This is a genomic window from Streptomyces sp. NPDC059695 (assembly GCF_042733785.1).
GTDB lineage: Bacteria > Actinomycetota > Actinomycetes > Streptomycetales > Streptomycetaceae > Streptomyces.
In genome coordinates this window covers 164,374-177,453 of record NZ_JBHWFF010000006.1, presented here as the reverse complement: position 1 = coordinate 177,453, position 13,080 = coordinate 164,374, and the positions used below count along the sequence as shown (strand labels likewise).

Annotated in this window: 5 protein-coding genes; all 5 read left to right on the top strand. The window is 77.1% G+C overall.

From position 1 onward, the window contains the following. Positions 1-55 precede the first annotated feature (55 nt). The 5 genes from ACFV2S_RS10245 (at position 56) to ACFV2S_RS10225 (ending at position 12,961) form a co-directional block, all read left to right on the top strand. Positions 56-940, top strand: a complete 885-nt coding sequence (locus ACFV2S_RS10245; protein WP_385556041.1) for a DUF4132 domain-containing protein — start codon at positions 56-58, stop codon at positions 938-940. Between the two features lie 23 nt (positions 941-963). Next, positions 964-5,853, top strand: a complete 4,890-nt coding sequence (locus ACFV2S_RS10240; protein ID WP_385556261.1) for a DNA-binding protein — start codon at positions 964-966, stop codon at positions 5,851-5,853. A gap of 348 nt (positions 5,854-6,201) precedes the next feature. Continuing rightward, positions 6,202-7,356 (top strand): AAA family ATPase, encoded by a 1,155-nt coding sequence (locus ACFV2S_RS10235; RefSeq protein WP_385556039.1) that lies wholly within the window; start codon positions 6,202-6,204, stop codon positions 7,354-7,356. Then, positions 7,353-11,051: a DUF5682 family protein gene (locus ACFV2S_RS10230; protein WP_385556037.1), complete on the top strand. Its 3,699-nt coding sequence runs from the start codon at positions 7,353-7,355 to the stop codon at positions 11,049-11,051. Before ACFV2S_RS10235 ends, ACFV2S_RS10230 begins: the two co-directional genes overlap by 4 nt. After that, positions 11,048-12,961 carry a hypothetical protein gene (locus ACFV2S_RS10225; RefSeq protein ID WP_385556035.1) on the top strand — a complete coding sequence of 638 codons (1,914 nt, stop codon included), beginning with the start codon at positions 11,048-11,050 and terminating at the stop codon, positions 12,959-12,961. The genes ACFV2S_RS10230 and ACFV2S_RS10225 overlap by 4 nt, the downstream gene beginning before the upstream one ends. Positions 12,962-13,080 lie beyond the last annotated feature (119 nt).

The following is a 13,080-nucleotide window of genomic DNA, read 5'->3' as shown; positions in this document are numbered from 1 at the left end:
TGGCCCTTGTTCGGGCTGCGCGGACATCTGACGGACTGGCGGAGGGGCACGGCTCATGGCGTGGCTGGCAGCGGGTGAGGGGTACGAGATCACCCTCGAGGACGGGCGTGTGGTCGCACGGCGCGTCGGGGGACGGCAGTTGAAGACGCTGCCGAAGGCGTTGCGCGACAGTCCCGAAGTCGACCGGCTGCGCCGGCTGACCGAGTGGCTGGACCGGCACGAGGCCTCCTGCGTCGCCCAGGTGGACGCCTGGATGGTGTCGTCGCTTCCGGTGCCGACCGAGCTGATCGCCCGGGTGTGGCCGGACGAGGCGTGGCGGGGGGCCCTGCGGGACATGGCTGTCGTGGGCGACGACCCGGACGAGGTCGGGTTCCTGCGGGACGTCACCGCCGACGGCGAACTGAAGGTGGTCGACCTCGACGGGGAGACCGTGCGGCTGTCGCCGCGCACGGTGACGCTCCCCCACCCCGTGCTCCTTCCGGACCTGGACGACGTACGGGACTTCGCGGCCGACCTCGGCATCACCCAGAAGGTGGAGCAGATCCACCGGGCCACCTGGGCGAGGCCGGACGGCACGGAGGGGACGGAGGGGACGGCTTCCGGGCATGCCGCGACCGCCACGGAGGTACGGGACTACGCCGGCGGGAAGTTCGCCTCGCGGTTCGGACTCGCCGCCCGTGCGACGAGCCTCGGCTACCGCGTGACCGGCGGCTACGCCACCTGCAAGGTGCGCGACGGGGGCCGCAGCGCGGAGGCGTCCGTGTGGATCGGCGAGCCGTACTGGGACGGGGAGTCGGAGACCGGCGGGCTGAGCTGGCACGACGAGGACGGCCGCGCGGTGCGGCTGAGCGAGGTCGGGCCGGTGGCCTGGTCCGAGGGAATGCGCATGGCCGCTGCGCTCTACGCCGGCCGCACGATCGAAGAGGGTGGGGACGCGTGACCGGCACCGGCGAGAACGACACCATGGAGCTGCTCGCGGCAGGGGCGGTCCTCCCGGCCGACGCGCGGGGAGCGGGACCCTCGGCGGTCACGCTGACCGCCCGGTCCTACGGCCACGCGGTGCTCGGCGAGGACCGGGTCGTCGTACGGCTGGCCGCGGCCGAACTCGGCCCGGCCGAGGACCTCGCGGCCGGTTTCCTCGGCCTCGAGCCGCAGGGCGAGCCGGCCGTGGTCGGTCTCGGCCGGCGGCAGGAGCTCGGCTTCCCCGAGTGGGTGCTGGTGCACCACCCGGAGGACGGGCACCACGCCCTGGCCGTCGTGCCGGAGCTCGACCGGCTGGCCCGGCAGGCCAGGACCAAGCCCAAGGCCGCCCTGGACGCCTGCCACGAGCTGGCCGGGCGGCTCGCCTCGGCCGTCCCGCACTTCCTGCCCGTCTTCTACGAGCAGGCCGCGCGGGTCTTCCTCGGGGTCGAGAACACCACGTACGCCGGACAGTTGTTCGGCCGTGCCCGCACGAGCGAGGCGCAGCACGGGCTCACCGTCGACGAGGACCGGCTCGACGCCGTGTTCCTGGAGTTCGCCCTGGCCGGTGCGCTGCCGGTGAAGGTCCTCACCGCGTACGGCAAGGAGCTGTCGGCCCGGCTCGCGCCCGTCGAGGCCTACGAGCGGTTCCGCCGGCTGTGCGTGCGCCGGACCGCCGGGGGTCTCGCGCCGTCCGCCCAGGCCGCGGTGGAGCTGAGGCGGCTCGCCCGCGCCGCGGCCCTGTCCGGCAACGAGGCGGAGCAGGACTACCTCGCCGAGCTCCTGCCTCTGCCGGCCACCCTGCGGGCCGCCACCGGGTGGTGGAAGTCGCACCGCGGCGCGCTGGTCGCGCTGGCCCGGCGGGTTCCGTCCGTGCGCGGCACGCTGCTGTCGATGACCCCGCCGGGGGACGACGGGGACATGACCGAGCTGTGGCTCGGGCTCCTGGAGGAGTCGGGGGCCGACGCCGGTCTCACCGACGCGGACGTCCCTCGGGAGGAGCGGTGCTCCGACGGCGCGGCCGGGTGGCTGGAGCGGTTCCACGCCGCGCGGCACCGCGGCTGGGGTCCTCGCCCCACGCCGTCCGCGCTGCTGGAGCTGGTCGGGCGGGCGGCGGGCCGGCTGGGTGCCGACCTGGCGGCGCGGCCGGAGGGAGAGCGGTTCCTGCGGATCGGCGTCGAGGACCTGAATCTGCTGGACCTCCTGCTCTCGCGGGGGATCGCGGTCGCCGACCCCGAGGAGCAGCGCGCCCGGCACCGGCGCGGTGACGCCCTGAACCTGTCGGACTGGGCGCGCGGCGAGGAGCGCCGGGATCTGGTCGCGCTGGCGGCCGACCTCCGCTTCCGGCCCGCGTTCCGGCGCGGGGCGGAGGGTTACGACAGCGCGTCGTCCGGCGCGGACGTGATGCGGCGGCTCGCCGCCTCGCCCGGCGGCCGGCCGATGCTGGCCGAGTGGATGCGCGAGGTGGCGGACGCGTCGGTGGCGGCCGGGCTCCCCGGGCTGCCGCAGGCGATCGACCGGCTGTCGTGGCTCCCCGCCGAGGCCCTCGCCCTCGCACCGCGTGAGGTCGCGGCGGCGGCCGGCGCCGATCTCGGCGAGAGCGTGGCGCGGACCCTGCGCGGCGGCCTGTGGGAGGAGCTGCGCTGGCCGGCGTGGGAGGAGGCCCTGACGGAGCTGGCGCCCGCGCGCCACAGCACCGAGGCACCGGTCGTCTGCGAGGCCTGGCCGTACCTCGTCGTGGCCAACGCGACCCAGGCACGCGTCATCGACGCCGACTCCACGGTTCTCGTGCACGATCTGCGGGTGCCCCCCGCGTCGTCCGTACGGCGCATGGGCTTCCACTACGTGGACGGCGCGCTGCTGGTGTTCTGGAGCACGTACGGGCACGGCGAGGCGCAGGGGTACTGGCACACCGAGCCGGACACCGTCTTCGACATGGTCGGCGTCGACCACTGGACGCTGCGCTCGGCGCATCCCAGCCTGCCGCTTCCGGGAGGCGGGCGTACCACCGGCGGCGGGGTCCTGAGCTGCGGCGACACGAAGCTCCCCGCGGAGCGCGCCCTGCTGTCCGACGGCACCTCGTACTGGGTCTGGCGGAGCGGTGACGGAGAGGAGGGCAGCGACTGGTTCGAGTACGACCCCGCCGGGGGCGCGTACGGCCGGCGTTCGCAGCCCGGTTTCCTCGCGGACGCGCTGCGGCCGCACGCGCCCGGGGCCGAGCTGTCGGCCGGAGTGTCCTGGGTGCGGCCCGCCCCGGCGGTGGACGGTTCGGCGCAGGGGACGTCGGCGGACGGGCTGCTCGGCTGGCGGGTCGTGCGGCTGCCCGACGGCGGCCACCACGGCGAGGACACGACCGGACGGGTCGTCCGTCTCCCCAAGGACGCGGACGTGCCGGTCGCCGCGCTGACGTTCCCCGGGGACGACCGGCCCCGGGCGCTGACGCGGCAGTGGCGTGAGCTGTCGCTGAGCGACCCGGAGGGCGTGGTGACGGCCACGGCCTCGTGCGACCACCGCAACGAGCTGTACGGCACCGCGGGTCAGGCCCTCCCTCCCCTGCCGTACCTGCACATGCTGCGCGCGCGTGATCCGCAGGGGTCGGCGGCGCTGCGGGCCGCCGAAGCCGACGCGGCCCGTGTCCTGCTGAAGGCGGCCGCGCTGGCGGAGCGCGCGACGGATCTGCCCGAGCTGGTGAGCGCCGCCCTGCCGCAGGTCTCGGCGCCCGAGCTGATCGCCGGCGTCGTGAAGGTGCTGCGCTTCGCGGTGCGGCAGCAGAAGGCGCTCGACGCCGTGGCCGCGCGGCTCGACCCGTCCGCCGAGCCGGCCGAGGCCCGTGTCGAGGGGCCGAGCGACCAGCTGATCGGCAAGGCGCTGCGCGGCATCGTCGGTGCCGGCTACCACCGCTACGGCGCGGACAGCGATGTGACCCACCGCTACCTGGAGGCGCTGGCCGCCGTGCGGGCGGACACCGCGGCCGTCGCGCTGCCGGGCCGGCTGCACTTCGACCTGCCGCCGCTGCCCTACACCGGGCTGCCGTTCGTCTCGCTCCTGGACGACCCCGCCGCGATCGCCTACCGGGCCGTCGCGCCCGGCAGCGACCCGGCGCACCGGGCGGCCCTGTGCGATGTCCTCGACAGGGTCGACGCACTGGGGCTGGGCTCGACGGCGGCCTCGGCCGGCCACTGGCGGCGGGTCACGGTGCATCTGACGACGCCTCATCTGCACACTCCGGACGGGCAGGAGCGCAACGCCTCGCACCGCGGTGTGCTGCCCCTGGGCGGCGGTGCGGCGCTCGGCTTCACCGAGCACCATGCGGGCGTCGACGACGGGCGGGAGTTCGGCGCGCTGTTCCACGACCCGAGCGGTCGTTTCGAGGTGCCCGGCCCCTACACCCCGCGCAGTGACGCTCCGGTGGGCGACCGGGTGCGCGGGGCCGACTGGCTGACGCGCTTCCTGCGGGAGGCCCGCTCGCGTGGCGAGGCGCCTTTCCTTCCGGAGGCCGCCGACGAGTTCAGCCGCCTCACCGGTGTGTCCGGGGCGCTGGCGCGGATCGTTCTCACGGGCCTGCGCGACGTGGACAGCTGGGAGAACAACTTCCTGCCGGCCGAGCTGCGCAAGACGCTCGGTCTGAAGGTGGCCGAGGCGGGACACGCGCGCGACGAGCTGCGTGCGGTCGACGTCGAGGTGCGCCGGGCGGTGCTCGCCGCTCTCCTGCCCGACGACCCGGCACGGCTGTGGACCGAGGGCCCGGACGTGGCGTCGGCGGCGGCCGTGTGGAACGACAAGGTGGGACGGCGCCGGCAGGTGCCCGACTGGCTCGCGGCGGAGGCCGCGCGCGGTGCGCGCAGCGGCTGGCCCGTGCACCGGGCGCTCCCGGCACTGCTCGACCCGGCGTCGTCGCCGGAGCTCGGTGCCGACGTGGCGTGGCGCATCGAGGGCGACCGCCCGGCGACGGTGGCGCCGGCCGACGAGCCGTTCACCTCTGCGGTGCTGGCGGGCTCGATGAGCCTGTCGGCCTGGCTGGCCCACCGGCTGCCCGCGGGCGATCCGGTACGGGCGGCCCTGCCGGGTGCCCTCACCGCCGTGCGGGAGCGGCTTGCGGCTCCCGAACTGCTGCTCTCCGTGGGCCATTACACGAGCCTCGCGGACTTCCGGAAGGTGGCCGGAGCTCCGACGGAGACGGCACCGGACCACGAGCGGTACGGTGCGGTGCTGATGGCCACGCAGGACGGCCAGCCGCAGCCCGCCGTCCGGCCCGCCCTGCTGGACTCCACCGGGTCCGACCCCTATCTGGTGGTGCTGCGCGGCGCCGATCAGCAGCCGACGGGGGTCGAGACGGCCCTGCGGCGCGTGCACGACCCCGCGTTCGCCCGGCTGCTGGCCGACCCGGGCGCGCCCGCCGCGGGCGAGACGGACGCCGAGGGCATGTGGTGGCCGCAGGATCCTTCGCGTGCGGTGCCCGAGCTGGTGGCCGAGGTCGCCGGGACCCACGGTCTGGGCGCCGACGCGGCGACGCTGTACCTGATGCTGCTGGCCATGCCCGACCCGACGGACCGCACCACCGCGCGGTGGACGGGCTGGAAGCCGGCCCGTCTCAAGGCGGCACGGGCGGAACTGGCGGAGACCGAACTGGTGGTGTCGGCGGTACGGGCCCGGGCGGGGCGTTCCCTCTTCCTCCCCGGAGCCTGGGCCGAGCAGGCCTCACCGCTCCTGCCCGTCGAGCAGTGGAAGCTGCCGATGTACGGAGTGGCCGCGGGCACCCGGCCTGCCCTGGGCGCGCTGGTGCCCACCGAACCGGCCGCGGAGCTGTTCGCGCGGGCGTGGCGGCGGATCCTCGACGGTGACGTCCCGCGCTTCGAGGAGCTGAAGGTCCGGCGCACGAGGCGCCGCCGGTGAGGCACGTCCCCGGAGGACCTCCGGTGGGACGCCTCCCCGGAGCATCGCCGGTGGACGCCTCCGCGGAGCACTGCCGGTGAGGCACCTCCTCGGAGCACGGCCTCCGGGGCGCCCTCGGGGGGGCGCCCCGGCGGGGGGCCCGCCGCACGGGGGCTGAGGCCCCCGCCGCCGGGCGGCGCGGCGGGGGGGCGGGGGGGCGGCGCCCCCCCACCCTTCGTCTCCGGGGGCCGCCCGGTCGGCGCGTCCCCCCCCCCGCCGCGCGCCCCCCCCCCCCCGCGGCCGCCCCCCCCCCCCGCCCCACCCACCCGTACGCGCACACGCACGTCGCACCACGACGAAGGAACCCGAATGACTGTCACCGAACCGACCACCCCCGTCCGACAGGGCATGCCCGCCGAGGAGCGGCACGCGGCCGAGCTCGCCTTCCTCGCCGCCCAGGACCCCGGCCCGCGGCCCCCCGGCTGGGCCCTCACCCCGCGCGCGGTCGTCACGTTCGTCTGCGGCAGCGACGGCGTGGAGCTGGCGCTGCCCGAGCGTCACGCGGACCTGCCGTCCAGGCTCGTGATCCCGCCGAAGTTCGTCGGCGAACGCGCCCTGGTCGAACGGTGTGTGGTCACCCTCGCCGGAGAGCGCGGGCTGCTGCTCACCGGCGAGCCCGGTACGGCCAAGTCGATGCTGTCGGAGCTCCTCGCGGCCGCCGTCGGCGGAACCAGCGCCCTGACCGTGCAGGGAACGGCGGGCACCACCGAGGACGCGTTCCGCTACGGCTGGAACTACGCGCTTCTGCTCGCCCAGGGGCCCACCCCGCAGGCCCTGGTGGACTCCCCCGTCCTCGCCGCCATGCGGGCCGGGCGCGTGGTGCGGATCGAGGAGATCACCCGCTGTCTGCCCGAGGTGCAGGACGCCCTCGTCTCCCTCCTGTCGGACCGGCGGATCAGCGTGCCCGAGCTGACCGCCACCGAGGACGCGGTCGTCCGCGCCGCCCCGGGCTTCACCGTCATCGCCACGGCCAACCTGCGCGACCGGGGCGTCTCCGAGATGTCCGCCGCGCTGAAGCGCCGCTTCAACTTCGAGACCGTGGAACCGATCGCCGACGCCGACGCCGAGGCGGTCCTGATCCGCCGCCAGGCCGTCGCCGCCGTGCGGCGCGCGGGCGCGGCCTTCGCCGTCGACGACGCTGTCCTGGACGCGCTCGTCACCGTCTTCCGCGACCTGCGCTCCGGCCGCTCCACCGAGGGCTGGGACGTGGAGCGCCCGGGCACGGTCATGTCCACCGCCGAGGCCGTGCAGGTGGCGGCCTCGCTGGGGGTCTCGGCCGCCTACCTGCCGGGCGGAGACGTGCTGGACCTCCTGCCGGGGCATCTGCTGGGCGTGGTCCGCAAGGACGACCCGGCCGACCATGCGCGGCTCCTCGGCTACTGGGACGGCCCGGTGCGCCGCCGCGCCGAGGGCGGCTCGGCGATGTGGCGCCGTCTCTGGGACCTGCGCGGGAGCCTGCGGTGACACCGACCGTCGATCCCCGCGCCGCCGTGGACGCGCTGGCCGCGTCACGCGTGCCGTACCTGCTGGGAGTACGCCACCACAGCCCGGCACTCGCCGCGGTCGTGCCCGCGCTGCTGGACGACGCGCGGGCCGAGGTGGTCTGCGTCGAGCTCCCGGCCGACTTCCAGCCCTGGCTGGAGCACCTCGCGGACCCCGAGACCGTCGCCCCCGTCGCCCTGGCCGGGGCGGGCGAGGGCGGACGGCTGTCCTTCTACCCGTTCGCCGACTTCTCGCCGGAGCTCGCCGCCGTCCGCTGGGCCCGGGAGCGTGGCGTGGAGGTGGTCTGCTGCGACCTTCCCCTGGGCGACCCGGGCTGGTCGGCGGACGATCCCGCACCGGACCGCGCGCCGGACGCGGGCGACGACGTTCTCCCGGGGGCCGACGCGTCCACGGGGACACCGGGCACCGCCGATGCTCGCGGCCCCGGCCCGGACCTCCTTGCCGGTCCCGCTGACGGGGCGTCGCGGGGGCGGGGCTCGTACGCCGACGGGCTCGTCGCCGCCGGGACGGGTCGTGACGGGGACGACCTGTGGGACCGCGCGGTGGAGGTGCTGGCTCCGGGGTGCGCCCCGGACGCGGTGCGCCGGGCCGCGCTGGGCGTGGGCTGGGCCCTGCGTACGGACGCCGTCGTACCCGCCGGCGACCTGGCGCGCGAGGAGCGGATGCGTCAGGTCATCGCCCGCGCCTCCGCGGGCGGGCGCCGGGTGGCAGCCGTGATCGGCGCGTTCCACGCACCCGCGCTCCTCGGGCCCGCGCAGGCGCGAGGAGAAGGGGAGGCGCGGGTCACGGCCTCCGTCGCCGCCGGGACCGGACCGGCCGCAGCCGACGGTGACTCGGCCGTGACCTCGCTCGTCCCGTACTCCTTCGACCTGCTCGACTCCCGGTCCGGCTATCCCGCCGGCATCCGCGACCCGTTGTGGCAGCAGGCCGTGCTCACCGCGGCGGGCGACCCGGAGCGGATCCTGAAGGCAGCTGCCGACGCGGTGACCGGTCTGTGCCGGGAGTTGCGCCGTGCGGGGCACACCGCGGGCACCGGGGAGGCCGCCGAGGCACTGCGTCTGGCCTGCGACCTGGCCACCCTGCGCGGGCTGCCCGCCCCGGGGCGCGGCGAACTGCTGGAGGCCGTCACGACGGTCCTCGGCCAGGGCGAGCCCCTCGGCCGTGGCCGGGCCCTGGCCCGGGCGCTGGAGGCCGTGTTCATCGGCACCGCGCGCGGGCGGATCAGCCCGCACGCGCCCCGGTCCGGTCTGGGTCCCTCGGTCGAGGCCGAGCTCGCGGAACTGCGGCTGCCCCGTCCGGACGACCCGGAGCGGCGCGACGTGCGTCTCGACCCGCTCCGCTCGCCCCTGGACGGTCGCCGCGAGGTGCTGCTCCGGCGTCTGCTGGTGATCGGCGCGTCGTACGGCGAACCCCTCGCCGTCGCGAGCACGGGAGACGGCACCGCGCTCGGCACCAAGTGGCGTCTGACGTGGACGCCGTCCGTGCCCGCGCGCCTCGATCTCGCGGGCGTGCGCGGAGTCACCGCGGCCCAGGCCGCGGCGGGCACGCTCGCCGCGACCGCGCGACGCGAGGTCGCCGAGGGAGGACCCACCCCCGACCAGATCCTGACCGGTCTGGTCGACGCCGCACGCTGCGACCTGCCCGAACTGGTCGACGCACGCCTGCACGAGGCCTCCGCCGTGCTGCCCGACAGGGCCGGCCTGCCGGAACTCCTGCAGGCCCTGGACCTGCTGGAGGGACTGCGGCGCGGCCACTACCCCGGCACCACGCCCGACGCCCGCGCGACGGCCGGCGCGCTCACGGAGGAGCTCCTCGACGCCGCCGTCCGTTCCCTGCCCGGTCTCGCGGGGAGCGACAGCGCCGACGACGCCGGGGCACTGGTGGCGCTGGCGGACCGGACGGCCGCCCGCCACCTGGGCCTCCGACTGGACCGGGCCCTCTCCGAGTTGGCCACCGGGGGCACTCCGCTCATCCAGGGAGCCTCCCTCGCCGTGCGGGTGCTGCTCGACCTGGACGACGTGGCCGGGCTCGGCGCGCGCACGGCCGGCTGGATCGACGGGGCCACGACTCCCGACGCGCGCCGTGCGCTGTCGAAGCGTCTGGTGGGGCTGCTCACCGCAGCCGGGCCCCTCCTGCAGTCGTCACCGGACGCGCTCGCCCCGCTCATGGACCGGGTCGACGCACTGGCCGACGCGGAGTTCCTCGACCGGCTCCCGGCCCTGCGCGGCGGCTTCGACGCGCTGGCCCCGGCCGCTCGCGAGCGGCTGCTCACGGCCGTGACGGAGCGGCTCGGCGACCGGCTCGACCTGTCGCTCGAAGCCCCCTCGGAGCTGCTCGCCCTCTGGACGGCGGCGGACGCGGCCGGATCGGCCGCGCTGAAGGCCCTGGGCCTCTCGGGCACGGACGAGGCGGAAGGTCCCCTCCCCGGGACGGCCGCCGCGGACCAGGCGACCACGGCCGCGCCAGCGCCGTCCGCCGAGGCCGGCCACCCCGCACCCGCGCCGACCACCGAGGCAGCCGAGCACGGGGAGCGGCGGCTCGGGCCCACCGACCGCTGGCGGCTGCTGCTCGGCCGTCACAAGGAACGGCTCACCGGCGACGCCCGCCGCTACGCCCACGCCCTGGACGAGCTCTACGGTCGCGGGCGCGGCGAGGGCGCGCAGGACCTGGACGGCGGCGCACCCGGTCAGGGCGGTGGTCAGGACCCGTCCTTCCCCACAGCCCGCGAGTGGGCGCGGGAGCTGGAGGCGCTCTTCGGCTCCGACGTGCGCGAGGAGGTGCTCGCGGAGGCCGCCGACGCGGGACGCGTCGACGTGCTCGCGCAGCTCGATCCGGAGGCCGTACGCCCGTCGGTGGAGCTGCTCGGTTCGGTGCTGTCCCTGGCCGGTGGCATGCCCGAGGCCCAGCTCGCCCGGCTGCGTCCCCTGGTGAAGCGGCTCGTCGACGAGCTCTCCCGTGAGCTGTCCACCCGCCTGCGCCCCGCGCTCTCGGGCCTGTCCACGCCGCGCCCCACCCGGCGCCCCGGTGGGCGCCTCGACCTCGCCCGTACGCTCCGGGCCAACCTCGCCCACACCCGGCGCACCGAGGACGGCCGGCTGGTCGTCGTACCGGAGCGTCCGGTGTTCAGCACGCGGGCCAGCAAGGAGGCGGACTGGCGGCTCGTCCTCGTCGTGGACGTCTCCGGTTCCATGGAGGCCTCGGTGATCTGGTCGGCGCTGACCGCGGCGGTCCTGGGCGGGGTGCCGACCCTGTCCACGCACTTCCTTGCCTTCTCGACGCGGGTGATCGACCTGACCGACCGGGTCGAGGATCCCCTGTCGCTGCTGCTGGAGGTCCGGGTCGGCGGCGGTACGCACATCGCGGCCGGTCTCGCGCACGCTCGCTCACTGATCACCGTGCCCAGCCGCACGCTCGTCGTCGTGGTCAGCGACTTCGAGGAGGGCGCACCGCTGGCCGGGCTGCTGGGCGAGGTGCGTGCCCTGGCGTCGTCCGGCGCCCACCTGCTGGGCTGCGCGGCGCTCGACGACACCGGCACTCCGCGCTACTCGGTGCCTGTGGCACGCCAACTCGTCGCGGCCGGCATGCCGGTGGCCGCACTCAGCCCGCTCGCCCTCGCCCGCTGGGTGGGCGACCGCCTCCGTGGAGAACCCCGTTGAGCACCGGACCCCTTCCTCCCGTCGCCCCCGATGTCCTCGCCGACGCCGTCGAGCAGCTCAGCGCACGGCTGCGCAAGAAGCTCGACGCGGCCGTCGCGGGCTGCGCCGACCGGGCCGCCGCCGCGGCCGACGGGTCGGTCCGGGTCCTCTTCGGCGAGGACGCCGCGGTCACCCTGCGCCCGGGTCCGTCCGGTGCGGTCACGCACGCGGACCAGGCCGTGTGCACCTGTCTGCTGGCTCCTCGCTGCCTGCACCGGGCCGCCGTCCTGGGCGCGGCTCCGCTCGCGGACGGAGAGGGAGACACGTACGGAGCCCATGACCCGGGCACGGACGGGACCGAGGCCGCGGACGTGGGGGCGGCGCCGGCCCGGCGATCGCCGTGCGTCACGGCCGAGCGCCCGAACGCCGACGCCGGTCCGGGCCTGCCCGTCGCAGCGCCGCAGGACGATCCGCACCGTGCGGCAGGCACCTCCGGGACCGAGCCGGTCGCTCCGGCCGCCCTGACCGCCGCGCAGGTGCGCGCCGCCGAGGCGCTCTGGGCCGCCGCCGCCGAGGCCCTGGCCACCGGGGTCGCGGCGGGCGGCGCGGTGGTGCAGGCCGAACTGCTCCGTGCGGCCCACACGGCTCGGCTGGCCGGGCTCCCCCGTGCCGAGGCCGCCGCGCTGCGTGTCGTACGGGGTCTGAGGGCGGCGCGGGAGCGGAGCGAGGGCCAGCGTCTGAGCGACCTCGCGGAGGCCTTCCGCGAGCTGCTGGCCGACTCCGCGGCGCTGAGCTCGGGGTCGGCCGACGCGGGTGGGGCGGGTTCCGCGCGCCGCGCCTACGCGCAGGGCGGCAGCCTGCGGGTGTACGGCCTGTGCCGGGAACCGGTGCTGTCCGCGACCGGCTACGGCGGAGTGACGACGCATCTGGTCGGTGCGGACGGTGCCGCCTTCACGGTGTCCGACGTACGGCCCGGCGGCCTGGCCCGCGCGAAGGGCGCGGGGTCGGCGCCGGTGGCGCTCGGCGGCGCGGTCCTGGACCACGCCGGGCTGGCGCGCGGGGGTCTGCGGATCGTCGGCGCGACCGTCTCGGCGGACGGGCGGCTCGGGGCGGGGCGGGGTGTCGGTGCGACGCCGCTGCGGGGCGTGGACTGGTCCGAGGAGCCCGTCGCCGCGCTGTTCGCCCGGCCGGTGCGCGAGGCGATGGCCGCCGGCCCGGCCGACGGCGGCCCCGGGACGGCGGCGGGCCTGCTGGGCTGTGACGTCGAGGTGATCGGGGCGGCGGGTGACGGCGTCGTCGTCCGCGTCGCCGGGGAGGGACCGCTGGTGCGGCTCCGCGCCGCGCACCCTCATCCGGAGCTGCCGTACGCCGCCAACCTGCGCCGGATCGCCCGGTGTCCCGGGCTGGCGCTGCGGGTGCTCGGCCGGCCCGACCTGGACCGGGCGGCGACGCTCCGGCCGCTCGCGGTCGGGCCGGTGCCGGGGGCGGCGGCCACGCTGCGGCTGCCGGACGCGTGGAAGGGACGCGCCGACCTCGGCTACGACCGGCTCCAGGGTGAGCACTTCCCGCGCGAGGCGGCGGGCGCGGCGGCCTCCGAGCCGGTGACCGCGGGTCCCGACCCGTTGGCGGACGCACCTCTGTGGCGGGTGCGGCGCCTGCTGGAGGCGGGTGTGGCGGGAGGTCGACGTGCCGTGGCGGAAGCGGGGCGCGGCACGGACGCGGCCGCGCTGGTCGCGCGGCTGAGCCGGGCGGGACTCGGCGGGGCGGCGCACCTCGCCCAGGCCCTGACCGCGGAGGCGGGGCGCCGCCCCCGTGACGCCTTCGGCCGGCTCACCGACGCCTCGGCCGACGGGTACGCGAAGGCCTGGCTCGCCTCGGCCGTCCATCTGGCGGCGGCGGAGCGCTCGTTGGTGGCCTCGTCCTGGTCCTGAGCCGGGGGGGGGGGCGCGCCCCCCCCCCCCCGCCCCCCGGGGGGGGGCGGGGGGCGCGCCCCCCCCCCCCCCGCCCCCCCCCCGCGGGGGGGGGCTCTGTGTTTTTGTGGGGGGGCGCG